Source organism: Phenylobacterium sp., assembly GCF_031425575.1.
Lineage (GTDB): Bacteria > Pseudomonadota > Alphaproteobacteria > Caulobacterales > Caulobacteraceae > Phenylobacterium.
On record NZ_JANPJP010000364.1, the window covers coordinates 1 to 16,139 of the forward strand.

Sequence of the window (16,139 nt, forward strand, 5' to 3'; positions counted from 1 at the left end):
TCACCAACTACCTAATCCAACGCGGGCCGCTCCAATGGCGATAAATCTTTCCCCCGAAGGGCACATACGGTATTAGCTGAAGTTTCCCTCAGTTGTTCCGTACCAAAGGGCACGTTCCCACGCGTTACTCACCCGTCCGCCGCTAATCCCGAAGGACCCGCTCGACTTGCATGTATTAGGCCTGCCGCCAGCGTTCGCTCTGAGCCAGGATCAAACTCTCAGGTTGAGTTGACTCTGACTTCAATGTGACAGACCCGGAGGTCTGTCTGGCATTGGTCTACATAGTTTCTTGACGAGGTACATAACACCAACGATCCGAAGACCGTGTGGCATATGGTATTGTCTTCAAGAGACCGCAGTTTAGTCAGCGTCGAGATAGTCTGGTTAGGACTATCGCCAGAGCGCCGCCGCCTGCGTTTCTCTTTCCAAATCAACAATGTCAAAGACCATGACCGGGTTTCCCCTGCCCCACTGTTTAGCGCCGGTGGTCGGCGGAGGCGGCTGTCTAGTGGCCGGCCTCTTTCGTGTCAACCGATCCTTTCGGACTTTTTCGCCAGGTCCCGGAAGCTCCGGATTTAGGCAAAAACTTCGCTCCGGCCTAACCGAGGGGTTAGCCCCACCAAGTCGGTAGCGATTCGATTGAAGCTGCGGAACATAACGATCTGCAGTCGAAAAGCAAGAGGTTTTTAAGGACCTCTAGGTCTTCGCCGCGGCCGTTGTGGGCCTCAGCGAGGAGCGGCGTGTCTAGTGGCCGTTCCCCTTAGTGTCAACCGGCTCTTTCGAACTCTTTCCACCGATCCGGATGATCCGGAGGCCGATGGAAGGAGACCCTTGCGCCAGGCGCCGGAGCCTAGGCTCCAGATCCCGACCGGGGGTCCGATCGTCCCTCAAACTTGGTTGCGAAGAACAATGATTTCAAGTGCTTGGTAGCGCCTGAAGCCGTTGTCCGCCGCCCCGTCGTCCGAGCGAGGGGGGCTTATATGAGCGGGTTCGAAACCGCGCAACCCCCTTCCGACAGTTTGGTGACAAAACCGCGCGCCGCCTTGTGGATAGAGCCCGCCGCTCCTTATGAAGGAGGGGCGCAAACCCAATGCGCACGGGGATAGGAGACGTTTCCAGCCATGCTTTCGCAGAAGGCCCGCTACGGGCTGCGCGCCCTCGTCGAACTGGCCCGCGCCGACGGCGCCCAGGTCACGTCGGGTGAATTGGCTGTGCGCGCTGACGCGCCGCGCAAGTTCCTGGAGGCGATTCTGCTGGAGTTGGCCCGCAACAAGGTGGTGGTCAGCAGGCGCGGCAAGTTCGGCGGATATCTGCTGGCCCGGCCTCCGGCCGAGATCAGCTTCGCCGAGATCATCCGCATCATGGATGGGCCCCTGGCCCTGGCGCCGTGTGTGAGCCGACTGTCCTTCCGCAAGTGCGACGACTGCCCCGACCTCGCCACCTGCTCCCTGCGCGAAGCCCTATTAAGAGCGCGCGACGCCACATCGGATGTCCTGGAGGGCTACAGCCTGGCCGAGGCCGCCGCCTGCGAAGGCGCCGAGGTGTTCAAGCCGGCCTGAGCGCAGGGCCGGGGCGGCCGGCCGCCTCACTCGGCGGAGAGGAGGCTCTGTTTTGGGCAGGTCTTCACAGGCTTGATCGGAAAGCCCGGCGCGGCGTGGTCGTGGAAGACGCCGACCTTGTCCGGAATCCCTCTCTTTCCCAGAAGATGCACAACGAAGTCCGGCTCAACCTGCACCACGAGGGGATGATTCATCTCCCCCATGAAGGTGACCGGCTCGCCGTAGTCATAGTCGCAGTCGCCGGACGAGATCACGACCTGCCGGTCGATGCGGCCCGCCCACACCGTCTTATGACGCCCAGGCTGAAGTTCAAAAGTGTAGGGCCGCATTTCGGCGCGGTGAGGCTTATGCAGCGGCAACACCAAAACCTGCGGGGTTTCATTGTAAATCTTCAGGCTTGGGGCCGTGTCGCAGCCGGCCAGGATCAGGCACGTCATCCCGACCAAGCCCGTAAGCGCGGTCTTCATTGCGGCCGCCTCGCCCAAGGCCGCGGCGGATTCTCCTCCGGACCGCGCTCATTCCAATTCGAGGGGCCGTGCCAAACGCGATCCTTCGCCAGCGCATAGGCGCCGCCGCCAAGCAGGTTGGACGGCAGATAGAGCGGCCCCAGCATCTCGCCCTGCTTCACGTGCTGATCCTCATGGTCCCTATAGGACTGCATGGATTGCTCCGGGGTCATCCCGTCCCTCCGCGTCCAGTTTGCCCCATTCGAATCCTGCGGGTCATAAGGATCGCCGTTGAAGACGACCGCGTTTCCGAGCGTGATCGCGCCGACGCCGCCAAATGGATTGTTGGTGAATTGGATTGAATCCTTCCGCAGATCGATGTGCGGGTTCCTGCCCATCACCTTCCCCACGCCATGCCTGATCAGGCCATAGCCCAGGCCAATCGCCGTATTGGTGCGTTCCAGACCTTGCCGAGCCCACTGCGCATGGCCGCGCCCCTGGCCGGGTCCTTCCGCCAGCGCGCCAGCAGGTTCCTCTTCTCCGGCGAAAGCGTCGGCACAGGCGGTAAGGCCGGCGGCAGCGGCGTCGCCGTGATCCCGACGTCCTGCGGCTTGCGCCGCCCCAGCACGTGCAGACCCGATGGCATCTCAGACGTCTCCTTGGCGAATGGGAGCGCCCGCGCTCACCAGGCCAGGAAAGGTCTCATAAGAAGGCCGAAAAGTCTAGAACAAAATAAGAACATTTGAGGTGCGCGGACGCACCACACCGCCGCCCCTGCGCCCCGCCCTACCCCGCCGCGATATAGGCCTTCAGCCCGTCGGCCTCCGCCTCGACCTCGGAGATCTTGTGCTTCACCAGGTCGCCGATGGAGACGATGCCGATCAGCCGGTCGCCCTCGCAGACCGGCAGGTGCCGCAGCCGCCGATCGGTCATGCGGCTGAGCAGAGCGTTCACGCTCTCGTCGGGCTCGGCGAACACCACGTCGCGGGTCATGCAGCTGGAGACCGGCTGGCTCAGGGCTGCGCCCCCCTGCTCGGCCATCACCCGGACCACGTCACGCTCGGAGACGATGCCTGCCACCCGGTCGCCGTCCATGATGATCATGGCCCCCACACGTCTGGAGTGCAGCAGGGCGCAGATGGCGCTCACCGTCTCACTGGGCGCGGCGGTGAAGACCAGGTCGCCCTTGGCCTTCAGGATCTGCGAAACAAGCATGGCGGCGTCCCTCTATCGTCGTCGAAGAACGAAGGTCGCTCAGGATCGCTGTCAGATCAATCGACTACACCCCGACGTGATAGCCAGCCGAACGGCGTCACCAGCACCAGGCCAGCCGCGTAGCCGAACAGATGGGCCTCCCAGGCCACCGGCATGCCGCCGGCGCCGGGCGCGAATCCCACCACGGCGATCAGCAGGTTCACCACAACCCACGCGGCTGTCATGCCCACCACCGCCGGGCTGAGATAGGGTCCGGGAACCCCCTTCCCCGCGATCATCCGCGCCGCCGCCGCCATCAGCCCGGCGACAGCTCCCGAGGCGCCTACCAGCAGATGGGGTTCCCCCGCATGGACCAGGCCATAGCCCAGGTTCGCGAGCGCCCCGCACACGAGATAGAAGATGAGGAAGGCCAGGGCGCCCGTCACCCGCACGCCGTAGTAGCGCGCGACCGGCGTGCCGAAGGCGAGCGCCCCAGCCCCGTTCATGAGCGCGTGCGCCCAGCCGCCATGAACAAAGAGCGCGGTGATCAGGGTGAATCCTCGCCCGTCATTCAGGCTTGCGGGGGAAAATCCGTAGGTGGGCAAGATTTGCTCAGGCGGCAGGAAAGACTGCAGCCCGAACCCTCCGATGATCGCCGCCGTCATGGCCACGGCGGGCCAGGGCGCGTTGAACATCGGTTCGCGGGGTTCGTCCAAGACGCTCTCCAAACTCGAAACAGCAGCGAAACCGGGGGTTTGCCGACAGGCTCATTAACCAAATCGCCAGCCTCTGCGCTCTTTAATGCGCTCTGTCCGGTTTTGGCACGCTCTGTGCTCCCGAAAGACCAGACGTTTTCGTCCGCGCGGAGTTTTTGTATCTTCATGGCCGCTGCTCCCCCCGCCGCGCCGCGTCTCGTCTGGCTCGCCGCGGCCTTCGCCCTGAGCCTGGCCGCCGGTCAGGCCAACGCCCAGGCGATGTCCACCAACTCCGCCGATTTCAACTCGGGCTATGGCCGCGCGGCCGGTTCCGAGAACCATCCGGTGCAGTTCTCCACCCGGGACGCCAACGGCAACCGCATCATCGTCGACGGCCTCATGCTCACGGGCGAGGACCAGTCCAGCTTCTCCAGCGCCTCGGGGGCGGCCGACGCCTATGCCGGCGTCGGGGCCTCGGCGGGCGGCGCCTCGGCCATCGGCAACAACCTGACCGTGGTCACCCAGGGCAACTACAACACCGTCATCATCAATTCGAGCCAGACCAACACCGGCGCGGTCACCGCCAACGCCAGCGGAGGCGTTGGCAATGGTCAGTAATCACCTCCACCGCGCCCTCGGCCTGCTGAGCGCCGCGGCCCTCGGCCTGGCCGGCTGCGCCACCCCGGTCGCCGGGCCCAGCGGCAACTACGCCAGCGCCATCGGCACGGCACCGGTCACCGCCAACCCGACCCCCTATTCCGCCGCCCTGGTGTGCATGGCCGGCTACGCCCGCAACGCCAGGCTGGTGGCCCCGCGCATCGCGGTGGGCCGCATCGCCGACTACACCGGCAAGTCGGAGTCCGACGGCTCGGGTCGCAAGATCACCCAGGGTGCGTCCCTGATGGCCATGTCGGCCTTCGCCAAGGCGGGCATGCCCCTGGTGGAACGCTTTGACACCTCGGTCTCCGAGCTGGAACTGAAGTACGCCAACAACAAGCTGATCTCCGACGCCCCCAACCCGGCGCCCGACCAGGCGGCGGAGTATCGCCGCATCCTGGCCGGCCAGGTTCCGGGCTCTGACTTCTATGTCGCCGGCGGCCTGACCGAGCTGAACTTCAATATCCGCTCCTCCGGCGCCGACCTCACCGGCGGCAGCCCGGACGCCAAGGAGCTCAAGGGCTCCTTCCGCGCCCGCATGTTCGTCATGAACATCGGTCTCGACATGCGGCTGATCAACACCCGCACCCTCGAGGTGGTCGACGTGATCTCCTACCAGAAGCAGGTGGTCGGCCGCGAAGTGGGCATCGGCCTGTTCGACTTCCTGGGCGGCAACGTCTTCGACGTCTCGGCCGGGGCCGGGGCCCTGGAACCCATGCAGCTCGCCGTCCGCGCCCTCGTCGAGCGCGCGGTCGTCGAGATGACAGCCAACCTCTACGGCATGCCCGGGCCGCGCGCCTGCCTGGCGTCTGACCCCCTGGGCGACGGCACAGTGGGCATCACCGGCGGCTACGTGCCGGCCTACAACAACCTGGGCACCAACAATGCTGAAACGCGGTCCGATCCTTCTCGCTGGAATGCTCGCCGGGATCCTGCCGTGCGGGGCCGCTACTAGTCAGCCCAACACGGTCCTCAACAATCAGATCCAGCTCGGCGACATCTTCAGCCAGCAGACCCTGAACGTCGAGACCGTCAGCGACTACACCGCGGCCAACACCACGGCGACCGGCAACGTCTATTCGGCCTCCACTGACGGCGGCGACCTGGATATCCGGTCCAACCAGACCTCCAGCGGCGATGTCCTGGCCGACACCAATGTCAATGTCGCCACCAACTCCGGCGCCCAGACCAACCTCACCACCACGGCGGGCGGCAACCTCGGCGACGCCAATGTCTATGGCGGCACGATGAGCGCGGTGTTCAACCAGGCCACCACAGCCTCCACGATCACAGCCCACAGCCACATCGAGGCGCCCAACGCCCAGACCGGCGAGGTGTTCACCAGCACCCAGGCGGTGGGCAACAACCAGAACCTCGGTGTCAGTGTCGGCGCCGCCGGCGTCCGCGTGAACCAGGCCAATGCGGCTGACACCTATTCGGATGGCGGCGGGGTTTACGGCCTGGTCACCGGCGCGGCCGAGATGACCGCCGGCTCCATGGGCAACAATGTCGCCCTCTCCGGCGACGGCGGGTCGGGCGTGCGGGTCATCGTCGACCAGCAGAACACCGCCGGGGTCACCCAGGCCGCCCATTTCACCGCCTATGGTCAGGTGCAGGACGGCAAGACCACCGCCATCGCGGCCGGTAACAACATGAACGCGGTCAATGAGGGCTCGCTGCTCGACGCCACCGTCAACCAGGGCAACCAGGCCTATGTCCGCGCTCAGGCGGTCAGCTCGGCGGCCAATTTCGGCGCGGGGGCGGCGGTGGCCAACGGGGTCGGCAACAACGCCGTCATGGGCGACATCGGCGGTGAGGTGATCGTCGACAACACCCAGTTCAACGAAGGCGGCGGCATCGAGGCCGTGGCCGCCTACACCGGCGGCGAGGGCTATGACGGCCTGGCCTCGGCCAGCGCCACAGGCAACACCGCCATCGGCTATTCCTGCTCCGACTGCGCCGGACGCCTCACTGTGGCCAACGACCAGACCAACACTGTCGACGTCGGGGCGACCGCCACCGGGACCCTGACCACCGGCCGCTCCATCTCGGGCGTGGCCAACGCCGTGGGCAACACCGCCACCTACTATGTCAGCCGGCCCGGCGAGTAAGGCCGCCCTGCCCCCGTCCCGCCTTGCGCCCGCCACGACCCGCGGCGCATGGTGCCCGACCGTTTGAGCCATCGACCCGGAAAGCCTTGATGATCCGTCCCCTGCGCGGCGCCGCCGCGCTTCTCGCGGCCACCGCCCTCAGCGGCTGCGCCGTCCCCAACATGTCCATGCCCAGGCTTGGGGGGTTCGGTCTCGGACAGGACAAGGCGCCCGCCACACCGCTGAAGCTCGCCCCCGGCCAGTGGGTCCAGGCGCGCTCCGATGTGCCGGCCGACCCGGAAGTCCGCTTCGGCGCCCTGCCCAACGGCATGCGCTACGCCCTGCGCAGGCAACAGATCCCCGCCGGACAGGCGGCCCTGCGCCTTCGCTTCGACGCCGGCTCCCTGCAGGAGACCGACGCCCAGGCCGGCCTCGCCCACTTCCTCGAGCACATGGCCTTCAACGGCTCCAAGAACGTGCCCGAAGGCGACATGATCAAGATCCTCGAGCGCCTGGGCCTGGCCTTCGGGGCCGACACCAACGCCTCCACCGACCTCGACGAGACCATCTACAAGCTGGACCTGCCCCGCACCGACGCCGAGACGGTGGACACCTCGCTGATGCTTCTGCGCGAGGCGGCCGGCAATCTCACCATCGACCAGGCGGCTGTCGACCGTGAACGCGGCGTTGTGCTGTCGGAGGAACGGGCCCGGGACAATCCGGCCAGCCGCGTCTATCGCGCCCGCCAGGCCTTTCTGCTGAAGGAACAGCTGCCACCCCGTCGTGACCCCATCGGCAAGGTCGAGGTGCTGCAGAACGCCCCGGCTGGCCTGATGGTCGACTATTACCAGCGCTACTACCGCCCCGAGCGCGCGGTCCTGGTGGCGGCCGGCGATTTCGACCTCGACGCCATGGAGGCCAAGATCAAGGCCCGCTTCGGCGACTGGACCGCCACCGGCCCGGCTGGCCCCGACCCCGTGCTTGGCCCCGTTGCTCCCCGCACCCCGGAGGCCAAGCTGGTCATTGAGGCCGGCGCGCCGCTCTCCCTGCAGCTCGCCTGGATCCAGGCGCCAGACAATAGCCCCGACAGCCTGGCCAGGCGCCGCCGCGACCTGATCGAGTATCTGGGCTTCCAAGTGCTGAACCGCCGCTTCTCAACCCTGGCCCGCGCCGCCGATCCGCCGTTCCTGGGGGCAGGCGCCTTCAATCGCGACGAGTACGACGCCGCCGAGCTGACCATGGTCACCGTCAACGCCGAGGCCAGCCGCTGGAAGGACGCGCTCACCGCCGCCGAGCAGGAACAGCGCCGCGCCATCCGCTTTGGCGTGCGCCAGGATGAGCTGGACCGCGAGATCGAGGAGCTCCGCGCCAACGTCAAGGCCGACGCCGCCGGCGCCGCCACCCGCACGCCGGGCCAGTTGGCCAACGAGATCGTAGGCTCCCTGTCCGACAACGAGGTGGTCACCAATCCCGGCCAGGACGCGGCCCTCTTCGAGGCCGCCGTGAAGGGCCTCAAGGCCGAGCAGGTCTCCGCCGCCCTCAAGGCCGCCTTCGCCGGCGCCGGCCCGCTGATCTTCATGACCTCGCCCCGGCCCATCCAGGGCGGCGAGCCGGCCCTGCTGGCGGCGCTCGAGGCCTCCCGCAAGCTTGAGGTCAGCCCGCCCACCGGCGCCACCGCGGTCGCCTGGCCCTATGAGACCTTCGGCGCCCCCGGCAAGGTCGCGGCGACCACGGACGCCGCCGACCTCGACACCACCTTCGTCACCTTCGAGAACGGCGTCCGCCTCACCGTCAAGCCGACCCACTTCAAGGACGACGAGGTCCTGGTGCGCGTGAACGTCGGCGGCGGGCGGGTCGACATGCCCCGCGACCGTCAGAGCGGCGCCTGGGCGGCCAGCACCTATGTCGAGGGCGGCCTGGCCAAGATCAGCGCCGAGGACATGGAGCGCGTCCTGGCCCGCCGGGTCTACGGCGCGCAGTTCAGCATCGGCGATGACGCCTTCGTCCTCACCGGGGGCACCCGTTCGGCCGACCTGGACATCCAGCTCCAGGTCCTGGCCGCCTATGTGGCCGAGCCCGGCTGGCGGCCCGAGGCCTTCGCCCGCCTCAAGAGCGCCAGCAAGACCTTCCACGACCAGTATGAGTCCACCGACTCAGGAGTGCTCAGCCGCGATCTGGGCGGCCTGCTCCGCTCGGGCGACGAACGCTGGGTCTTCCCCACGCGCTCGGAAATCGCCGACGCCAAGCTCGCCGACCTCAAGGACCAGATCTCGCCGGCCATCGCCAGCGGCCCCATCGAGGTGGTCATCGTCGGCGACATCACCGTGGAGAAGGCGACCGAGCTGGTGGCCGCCACCTTCGGCGCCCTGCCGCCGCGAGCCCCCGCCCCCGCCCCCGATCCCGCCCGGCGCCAGGTCGCCTTCCCGGCCGGCGTCGCCACCCCGGTCCAACGCACCCACAAGGGCCGCGCCGACCAGGCCATCGGCTATCTCGCCTGGCCCACCACCGGCTTCTTCGCCAACCCGCAGAAGGCCCGTGACACCGCTGTCATGGGCGAGGTGCTGGAACTGCGGTTGATCGAGGAGCTGCGCGAGAGCCAGGGGGCCACCTATTCGCCTCAGGTCGGCTACAACCACTCCATGGTCTGGCCCAGCTGGGGCTACGTCTCGGCCAATGTCGAGATCCCGCCCGAGAAGCTGCCGGCCTTCTTCGCCGACGTGCGCAAGATCGCCGCCGACCTACGCGCCAAGGACATCAGCCAGGACGAACTGGACCGCGCCAAGAAGCCCCGCATCGACCAGTTCGAAAAGGCCCGCGAGACCAACGGCTATTGGTTGAATGAGCTGTCTGGAGCCCAGGCCGACCCCCGCCGCCTGGAAGCCACCCGCGCCATCCTCCCCGGCACCGAACGCGTCACCATCGCCGACGTCCGCCGCGCCGCCCAGGAGGTCCTGGCGGACGACCGCATGTGGATGCTGGAGATCAAGCCGGCGAAGTAGGGACCGGCTCCCTTTCCTCCCCCGTTCCGCTCCGCTGCACAGGGAAGGAAAGCGCTCCAAACGCAGAAGGGGCCCGCGTCGCCGCGAGCCCCTCCGCAATCTCAGTCGAACTGAACGGCCCTAGTACACGATCCCGCCGACCCCGCCGTCCAGGCTCATGGCCGTGGTCACGGTGGTGGCGCCGCTGACGCGCTCCTCTTCCTCGCGATAGGCGGTGTAGGTCTCGGTCATCACCATGGTCAGCACCTTGACGCCCGCGCCGAAGCGGCGGAGCAGCGAGCGCTCGTTGCAGTCGCGGCCAGGCCGCTGGGGCCGGCACTCGACCTTGCCGCCCGGCATGTGGACCAGGGCGTCGCCCTTGCGGCAGACCAGGGCCTTGCCGCCGGAGAAGTCCACCTTGCCGTCATATTCGGCGATGGTGGCCGAGAGATAGGTGCCGGCCACGCAGCGATAGAGCTCGCCGTCATAGGCGTTGTCGATGTCGCGGTCCGGGGTCACCTGGGACGCGGGATGGGGAATTTCGCGGTCGTCGATGCAGAAGGCCTGGATCACCACGCGGCGCATGCGGGTGCGGGTCGCCTCATAGGCGGTCTTCTTGAACCGCTTGCCGGCGTCGACATAGAGGCCCTGGATCATGCCGGTGGACATGGGGGGCGAATAGCCGCCGCCACCGCCGCCACCGCCGTAATAGGTCACTGATCCGGAGCCCGCGCCCGCGCCCGAGCCCGAGCCGGAACCCGCACCGGCGCTCGATGACGCATTGGCGATCGCCACGTTCACGCTGGAGACATTGACGTGCACGCTGGTGCGGTTGCCGTTGTCACAGCAGGGCGGGGTCGGCGGCGGAGGGGCCGGCGGCGGCGTGCAGCAGGGAGGAGCGGGCGGCGGGATGCAGCACGGCGGCGGAGGGGGCGGGGTGCAGCACATCGGCGGCGGGGCGCAGCATTGAGCGAGCGCCTCGTCCGGGGCGGCGCTGCCCAGGAACAGAAGTCCAAATCCAAGCACAAGGCCCAACAGGGTCGAACGCATCGTCATGGGACGGCCCCTCCTCGCAAGGCCACCGTTAAGCATGCAAGAATCGCGCCGCACATCGCCGCGCGCCCTGCCCGCTCAGCCGAAACGTCCCGATTGGAGACGTCCGGCGACTGGTCCGCATCTTTCTGCAAGCCCCATGCGGTCGATTTCGGCCGTGGACAGGGCTGCATCTCGATGTCGGTGTTCCATTCAAATACAGAACGGTTGATAGACTATTGGCGAACCCGCGGTGGTGACGGCCGTCTGCCCCTGCGCAGCGCCATCAGCCCGGCTGATTTTTCCGAGATTATCGCCCAGGTCTTCATCCTTGGGCGCACGCGGTCGGGCGTCTATCCGGTGCGCCTGGCCGGCGGCTTTGTCGCCGAACTGCACCAGCGCGACCTGCGCCAGCAGAACGGCCTGTCCCTCGTGCGCGAGCGCGACCGTTTCAACCTGCACACCGCGCTGGAAACCGCCTGGCGCCGCCCCGAGCCCATCGTCGCCACCGTCGAGGTGCTGACCGAGGGGCCGAGCCTGGCCATGGAGGTGCTCTTCGCCCCCCTGGCCGGCGCCAGCGGCACGCCTGACCGCTTCCTGGGCCTCTACCAGCCGCTGGGCATGGTCTCGCGCCTGCGCGGCCTGCCGGCCCAGCCCTTCGCCGTCCGCGACATCCGCGGCATGGGCCCCGCCAACGAGGAGACCCCGCGCCTGCGGCTCGCCACCCTCGATGGGCGGCGCATCGCCTGACGAAGCCAAGGGTTTCTTCGCGCGTTTAAATCCTCGGGAAAGCCTGTCGGCTTAGACTGCGTACCCGGAGGAAGCGTAGATGGAACATCGCGCCCCAAGACACTGGCTCGTCAGAGCCACCATAATCTCAAGCCTCGGCGTGTTCGCCCCGTGTGCTCACGCCCAGGACATCCGAACCGAGGCCGCCCAAGCCGCCGCCCCGCTCCAGCGCAACGCCTTCATGTCGGCGGTCGGCCAGCCCCTGGCCGACTTCAACATCAACCAGAGCGAAATCCCCGACAGCCTGCGCAAGGCCGTTCGCGCGCCCTATGAGGCCCAGGCCCGCGACAGCTGTGCGGCCATGGGCAGCGAGATCGCCGCCCTAGACTCAGCGCTCGGCCCCGACCTCGACGTCGACGCCGTCAAGACCACCAAGCGCAAGATGGCCACCCGCGCCGCGGCCGGCGCCGTGCGGCGCCTGGCGGTGAGCTGGATCCCCTATCGCGGCGTCGTGCGCACCCTCACCGGCGCCGAGGCCCACGCCCGCAAGACCCAGGACGCCGCCCTGGCCGGCGCCGTGCGCCGCGCCTATCTCAAGGGCCTGGGCGAACGCGATGGCTGCCCGGGCGCCATGCCGAGGCGGGTCGCCGTCGACCCGGTGGCGCCCGACATCATCGAGACCGAAGACCTCGCTGTCCCGTCCCCCGACGTCCCGGCCCAGGTCGTGGCCGTCGCCGCCCCGTAGCAGCGCCCGTCTCTTCCTCCTCCGTTTACGGGGGCGGGTGACCGCCGACAGATTTGCATGACACAGGCGGTTTCGCGCGTTTGATGGCGCATGGCTCCGAACAACCCCGCCCCGGCGATCCCCCACGACCGCAATTCACGGCTCCAGCGTTTGCGCGTTTGGCTGCGCCACCTGTTCTATGGAAAGAGTCCGCTTCCGCCTCGGCGTCATCGCCCTGGATTTCGTGCTGATAGGCTTCTTCATCATCACCCCGATGGTGCGCGACCGGCCGGTCCTCCTGATCCTCGACTATGTGATCGCGGTGATCGTCGCCATCGATATCGGCGCCCGCACCCTGGCCGCCCCCCACCTGTCCCAGTGGTTCCGGCGCTCCACCTTCTGGATCGACCTGGCGGTGCTGATCACCCTGCTCTTCCCGCTCTGGCTGGCCAACTTCGCCTTCCTACGGGTCCTGCGCCTATGGACCCTGTTCCACAGCGACTTCTTCTGGGAGACCGTCGCCCGGCGCTACGACAACACGCGCTGGGAGGAGACCAGCAAGGCCCTGGCCACCCTGGTGACCTACCTCTTCATCGTCACCGGTTTCGTCTACGCCTTCTATGCGCGAAACCACCCGAACATTCACGGCTATGTCGACGCCCTCTACTTCACGGTCAGTACGGTCACGACAACGGGGTTTGGCGATGTCACCCTGCCAGGTCCCTCGGGCAAGCTGCTCTCCATCGCCATCACGCTGTCGGGCTTCACCCTCTTCGTGCGTCTGGCCCAGGCCCTGCTGCGCCCACACAAGGTGCGGTTCACCTGCCAGGACTGCGGCCTGATGCGCCACGACCTGGACGCCGTCCACTGCAAGGCCTGCGGTGTCCTACTCAACATCCCCAATGATGAGGCGTAGGGCGTTAGACCACGCGTGACGGCTGGGCGGTGGTGTCGAGCCCATAGGTGTCCGGCTTCGCCTGAGCGCAGGCGCGCCTGCTTAGGGGTTGAGGCGCCAGCCGGCAGTCGAACTGATGATATTCACAATGATTACTATTCGAGCGCGCTGACTTCCAAGGCGACGGCGAGGGTACGAAGGTTTCGGACCTATCGACCTAGACCCTTTCCGGATCAGGTTGAATCAACCTGATCGGATCAGAAGGGTCTATCTTCTTGAATCTAGAGCATGTCCGGGCGGCGAACCGGCGCCCACTTGCGCCTGACATGATCTAGGGTTCGGGCCATTTTGAGGGCCCCGCCAACTCACGGCTTGCGTTCAGACGACCAAGGAAAGTTTATGTATTTGTCGCGGCTATCGAAGCAAATATTTCCATACATCCTCAAATAGGAATTGCGGCGCGCCGGGTTGGCGTAAACGGAATTGGGGGCCGCGACGTCGCGCTCATATTGCCCGATATTGGCGATCGTCAGGGCTTTTGGAAGGATGTCCATCGCCTGAGGCACGGTCTTCCCATCCATCCAGTCGGAAGCAAAGCGCCCCATCGCGTAACCGAAAATGGGGGATGCCAAGCTGATGCTCGCCTTGTAGGGGCTACCCGCCTTCTTTAGCTCGGCGACAGCCTCACGCTCTCCGTCAATGCCCCCAAGAAACTGGGTCGCATTCGCCTTGTCAGCTTCGCGCAATGCGTCCAGCGCACCAAGAACCACAGTATCGGCGCCCAGGACCACGTCGATTTTCGGGTGCGCAAGCAGGATCATCTTCATGGTGCGATAGCCGCCCGCCTTGTCGACCGTAGCGGGCGAAATGTCGGCCACGATGGTCACGCCCGGCATTTGCCGCAACGTATCGCGCATCGCGGTGAAGCGAGGCGCGAGGAACTGCAGATTGTCGTGGGTCAGCAACACCACCTTGGCCTTTCCGCCCAGACGGGTGCGGATATGCGTTGCTGCAGCTTCCGCCAGCACCTTGCCGGTCAGATACTGCGGCGCGTTTAAAATCGTGATGGCGGGCGGCGGCACGATCGCCCCGACATAAGCCCCGCTCCCGATCACTCGTTTGAGGCTCGGGCTCAGTGATGGCGGATCTATGGGAGCGACAACGATTGAGCCGGTCTTGTTGGCATGCAGGCCATTGATCTGCTTCACCATCAGGGCCGCATCATTGTCGGAGCTCAATACGCGGTACGCCAGTCGGCGCTCTGTAGCGGCTAACGCCAATCCCCGCCCAATGCCCTGAACGAATTCGCGTCTATTATCCTGAACAAACACCAGTTCCCTTCGCAGGCCCCTGGGCTTGGTGCAGCCTTGCCTCGCCGCATCAAAGGCCGGAAGGACGACCGGCCTGGTCAGGCCATTGCCTTGCGCGGTCGCGACCGACGGCGAAGCGATGGCCAGCAGCGCCGCCAGCGCGCCGCGCGTCAAACGCCCGAGGAGCGCGACCCTGCAGGACGGCATCGGACCTGATGGAACGGGACGTTTCATAGGGTCTGTGCGGTCGAGAATTCCAGCCGGGCCGCGGTCCCCGGTGTCCGATTGATATACTCGACATTCGTCTTCAGCGCGGCAGCCATCGCAGCAATGATCTTCGAGCCCAGCCCTGTCCCACCTGGACGCACGGTGGCGCCCAGCCCGATGCCGTCATCCTGCACGACAAGCTCGGCCCGCCCCTCCGGAAGTTTTCGCAACATGACGCGGATATCGCCCGACTGCCCGGCCGGATAGGCGTATTTGAAGGCGTTGGTCACCAATTCCGTGGCGACCACCCCAAGACTGATGCTCTCGTCTGTCGGCAGGAAAACCGGGTCGAGCAGGCTCGTAAGCCGGGCCGTATGGCCGTCGTTGCGCATGGCGACACCAAGATTGTCCAGCATCACGCCCAGATAATCGTTTAACGCCACCGATGTTACGTCGCTCGAAGTGTAGAGGCTCTTGTGAATCTGCGATATCGCATGGATTCGGGTCTCCGTTTCCTTCAGCGCTCCCTTGGCCGACTCATCTGTAACGGACTTGGACTGCATGTGGACCAGCGCCGCCACGAGCTGGAGACTGTTGGCCACGCGATGATTGACTTCGGACAGCAGGACTTCTGCCCGTTCCCGGGCGAGCTCTAGCTCCTGCGTCCTTTTCTCAACCCGTTCCTCGAGCGTGAGATTGACGGCACGCACTTCGTCACGCGCCTGTGCGATCTCCTGCCTGTTGCGATAGACCGTGAAGGCCACCGCAGCCACGACAAGAACGATGACGAAAGCCGCGACGATGGAGACCCATCGCAGCATGGCGGCATTCTTCTGCTGTTCGATCCCGAAAAGGGTGGACTTCTCGTCGGCATCCAGCATCGCGCCGTACAGGAAGACGTTGACTTCATCCATCAGCGCCTTGCCGCGATTGCTGCGGATCATCGACAGGGCGTCCGCATCGGAGCCGGCGCGCTTCAGGGCGATGCTTTGGTCCATTTCCCCGACCTTTTCATCCACTGTCTCTCGCAGCCTGGACAGGAACGGCGGTGGCTGGGACCCAGTGATGACAAGGCGTGCGAGATCGGAGATTTGCTGCCGGGCGCGCGCCTTGGCCGTGTCATAGGGAGCCAGGTAGATTTCATTGCCGGTCAGAAGATAACCGCGCTGGCTGGACTCCGCCGTTCGCAACGCATCGCGCAGTTCAACTGCGGCGATGCGGGTGTCTCGCTGCAACGCCGTTTCCTGGAAAAGGGCGTTAGACCTTTCGCCAAGCCACACCGTCATCCCCACAATAGCCAAGAGTGCGAGAAAGCCGATGACAAGGCCTCCAGCGACACCCAAGGCTAGGCGACTGCCTGCCATTTTCGTGGTCAATTCATCCCTGGCGTTCGGACGACGCACTCCGCGCCTTGAAGGAACTTTATAAAGGCAGAAGGGCCGCGCGCTGGCAACGTCCCGCCGGGCCTGTCAGCCCAAACGCACCGCTTGCGAACTGCTGGTGGATAGGTGGGGCGGATGGCCCCCCAACAAGAAGCCCCACGATCCGTTCAGGTGACTTGATAGCTCACCCCAGGTTATCCAGCACCATGGTGATGCTCTACGTCAGATATCCTTCCGACCC

The 16,139-nt window shown here is 66.1% G+C and carries 17 protein-coding genes and 1 rRNA gene; 8 read left to right on the forward strand and 10 right to left on the reverse strand.

Going from position 1 to position 16,139, the window contains the following annotated elements:
- Positions 1 to 226, reverse strand: a 16S ribosomal RNA gene (locus tag RMO97_RS20535); the annotation flags it as partial.
- Positions 227 to 1,121: 895 nt separating this feature from the next.
- Here RMO97_RS20535 and RMO97_RS20540 point away from each other — a divergent pair.
- Complete coding sequence (locus RMO97_RS20540) at positions 1,122 to 1,559, forward strand: Rrf2 family transcriptional regulator (protein ID WP_310542863.1); 438 nt, start codon at positions 1,122 to 1,124, stop codon at positions 1,557 to 1,559.
- A 26-nt stretch (positions 1,560 to 1,585) separates the two neighbouring features.
- On the opposite strand, the gene RMO97_RS20545 is transcribed toward RMO97_RS20540, so the two are convergent.
- From RMO97_RS20545 to RMO97_RS20565, 5 genes are all read right to left on the reverse strand, one after another.
- On the reverse strand, positions 1,586 to 2,026 hold the full coding sequence (locus tag RMO97_RS20545; protein ID WP_310542864.1) for a hypothetical protein: 441 nt from the start codon (positions 2,024 to 2,026) through the stop codon (positions 1,586 to 1,588).
- The gene (locus RMO97_RS20550; RefSeq protein WP_310542865.1) at positions 2,023 to 2,403 is read right to left on the reverse strand and encodes a hypothetical protein; all 381 of its coding nucleotides are present in this window, start codon (positions 2,401 to 2,403) and stop codon (positions 2,023 to 2,025) included. Before RMO97_RS20550 ends, RMO97_RS20545 begins: the two co-directional genes overlap by 4 nt.
- A gap of 23 nt (positions 2,404 to 2,426) precedes the next feature.
- A complete protein-coding gene (locus RMO97_RS20555; protein ID WP_310542866.1) occupies positions 2,427 to 2,651 on the reverse strand; it encodes a hypothetical protein in 225 nt (74 codons plus the stop codon).
- Positions 2,652 to 2,791: 140 nt separating this feature from the next.
- Entirely contained in the window at positions 2,792 to 3,220 is a 429-nt protein-coding gene (locus RMO97_RS20560) for a CBS domain-containing protein (RefSeq protein WP_310542867.1), read from the reverse strand.
- A gap of 56 nt (positions 3,221 to 3,276) precedes the next feature.
- On the reverse strand, positions 3,277 to 3,915 hold the full coding sequence (locus RMO97_RS20565) for a rhomboid family intramembrane serine protease (protein WP_310542868.1): 639 nt from the start codon (positions 3,913 to 3,915) through the stop codon (positions 3,277 to 3,279).
- A 165-nt stretch (positions 3,916 to 4,080) separates the two neighbouring features.
- On the opposite strand from RMO97_RS20565, the gene hfaA reads away from it, so the two are divergent.
- From hfaA to RMO97_RS20585, 4 genes are all read left to right on the forward strand, one after another.
- Positions 4,081 to 4,512, forward strand: a complete 432-nt coding sequence (hfaA, locus tag RMO97_RS20570) for a holdfast anchoring protein HfaA (RefSeq protein ID WP_310542869.1) — start codon at positions 4,081 to 4,083, stop codon at positions 4,510 to 4,512.
- Entirely contained in the window at positions 4,502 to 5,506 is a 1,005-nt protein-coding gene (gene hfaB, locus RMO97_RS20575; protein ID WP_310542870.1) for a holdfast anchoring protein HfaB, read from the forward strand. Before hfaA ends, hfaB begins: the two co-directional genes overlap by 11 nt.
- Complete coding sequence (hfaD, locus tag RMO97_RS20580) at positions 5,436 to 6,662, forward strand: holdfast anchor protein HfaD (RefSeq protein WP_310542871.1); 1,227 nt, start codon at positions 5,436 to 5,438, stop codon at positions 6,660 to 6,662. The genes hfaB and hfaD overlap by 71 nt, the downstream gene beginning before the upstream one ends.
- An 89-nt stretch (positions 6,663 to 6,751) precedes the next feature.
- Positions 6,752 to 9,640, forward strand: a complete 2,889-nt coding sequence (locus RMO97_RS20585; RefSeq protein ID WP_310542872.1) for an insulinase family protein — start codon at positions 6,752 to 6,754, stop codon at positions 9,638 to 9,640.
- Between the two features lie 120 nt (positions 9,641 to 9,760).
- Here the strand turns inward: RMO97_RS20585 and RMO97_RS20590 are convergent, their stop codons facing one another.
- Both RMO97_RS20590 and RMO97_RS20595 read right to left on the reverse strand, forming a co-directional pair.
- Entirely contained in the window at positions 9,761 to 10,441 is a 681-nt protein-coding gene (locus tag RMO97_RS20590; protein WP_310542873.1) for a hypothetical protein, read from the reverse strand.
- Positions 10,442 to 10,460: 19 nt separating this feature from the next.
- Positions 10,461 to 10,586 (reverse strand): hypothetical protein, encoded by a 126-nt coding sequence (locus RMO97_RS20595; RefSeq protein WP_310542874.1) that lies wholly within the window; start codon positions 10,584 to 10,586, stop codon positions 10,461 to 10,463.
- Positions 10,587 to 10,849: 263 nt separating this feature from the next.
- Between RMO97_RS20595 and RMO97_RS20600 the strand changes: the two genes are divergently transcribed.
- The 3 genes from RMO97_RS20600 to RMO97_RS20610 all read left to right on the forward strand — a co-directional run bounded on the left by RMO97_RS20600 (position 10,850) and on the right by RMO97_RS20610 (position 13,020).
- The gene (locus tag RMO97_RS20600; protein ID WP_310542899.1) at positions 10,850 to 11,401 is read left to right on the forward strand and encodes a PAS domain-containing protein; all 552 of its coding nucleotides are present in this window, start codon (positions 10,850 to 10,852) and stop codon (positions 11,399 to 11,401) included.
- 139 nt (positions 11,402 to 11,540) lie between these two features.
- Entirely contained in the window at positions 11,541 to 12,125 is a 585-nt protein-coding gene (locus tag RMO97_RS20605) for a hypothetical protein (RefSeq protein WP_310542875.1), read from the forward strand.
- A gap of 178 nt (positions 12,126 to 12,303) precedes the next feature.
- Positions 12,304 to 13,020: an ion channel gene (locus tag RMO97_RS20610; protein WP_310542876.1), complete on the forward strand. Its 717-nt coding sequence runs from the start codon at positions 12,304 to 12,306 to the stop codon at positions 13,018 to 13,020.
- A 344-nt stretch (positions 13,021 to 13,364) separates the two neighbouring features.
- Here the strand turns inward: RMO97_RS20610 and RMO97_RS20615 are convergent, their stop codons facing one another.
- Complete coding sequence (locus tag RMO97_RS20615) at positions 13,365 to 14,543, reverse strand: sugar ABC transporter substrate-binding protein (protein WP_310542877.1); 1,179 nt, start codon at positions 14,541 to 14,543, stop codon at positions 13,365 to 13,367.
- Positions 14,540 to 15,892, reverse strand: a complete 1,353-nt coding sequence (locus RMO97_RS20620; protein WP_310542878.1) for a CHASE3 domain-containing protein — start codon at positions 15,890 to 15,892, stop codon at positions 14,540 to 14,542. Before RMO97_RS20620 ends, RMO97_RS20615 begins: the two co-directional genes overlap by 4 nt.
- Between the last annotated feature and the right edge of the window lie 247 nt (positions 15,893 to 16,139).

Excerpts from the sequence above, each read along its gene's own strand:
- RMO97_RS20540 (WP_310542863.1), top strand. The coding sequence starts at position 1,122 with ATGCTTTCGCAGAAGGCCCGCTACGGGCTGCGCGCCCTCGTCGAACTG.
- RMO97_RS20545 (WP_310542864.1), bottom strand. The coding sequence starts at position 2,026 with ATGAAGACCGCGCTTACGGGCTTGGTCGGGATGACGTGCCTGATCCTG.
- RMO97_RS20550 (WP_310542865.1), bottom strand. The coding sequence starts at position 2,403 with ATGGGCAGGAACCCGCACATCGATCTGCGGAAGGATTCAATCCAATTC.
- RMO97_RS20555 (WP_310542866.1), bottom strand. The coding sequence starts at position 2,651 with ATGCCATCGGGTCTGCACGTGCTGGGGCGGCGCAAGCCGCAGGACGTC.
- RMO97_RS20560 (WP_310542867.1), bottom strand. The coding sequence starts at position 3,220 with ATGCTTGTTTCGCAGATCCTGAAGGCCAAGGGCGACCTGGTCTTCACC.
- hfaA (WP_310542869.1), top strand. The coding sequence starts at position 4,081 with ATGGCCGCTGCTCCCCCCGCCGCGCCGCGTCTCGTCTGGCTCGCCGCG.
- hfaB (WP_310542870.1), top strand. The coding sequence starts at position 4,502 with ATGGTCAGTAATCACCTCCACCGCGCCCTCGGCCTGCTGAGCGCCGCG.
- hfaD (WP_310542871.1), top strand. The coding sequence starts at position 5,436 with ATGCTGAAACGCGGTCCGATCCTTCTCGCTGGAATGCTCGCCGGGATC.
- RMO97_RS20585 (WP_310542872.1), top strand. The coding sequence starts at position 6,752 with ATGATCCGTCCCCTGCGCGGCGCCGCCGCGCTTCTCGCGGCCACCGCC.
- RMO97_RS20595 (WP_310542874.1), bottom strand. The coding sequence starts at position 10,586 with ATGCTGCGCCCCGCCGCCGATGTGCTGCACCCCGCCCCCTCCGCCGCC.
- RMO97_RS20600 (WP_310542899.1), top strand. The coding sequence starts at position 10,850 with ATGTCGGTGTTCCATTCAAATACAGAACGGTTGATAGACTATTGGCGA.
- RMO97_RS20610 (WP_310542876.1), top strand. The coding sequence starts at position 12,304 with ATGGAAAGAGTCCGCTTCCGCCTCGGCGTCATCGCCCTGGATTTCGTG.
- RMO97_RS20615 (WP_310542877.1), bottom strand. The coding sequence starts at position 14,543 with ATGAAACGTCCCGTTCCATCAGGTCCGATGCCGTCCTGCAGGGTCGCG.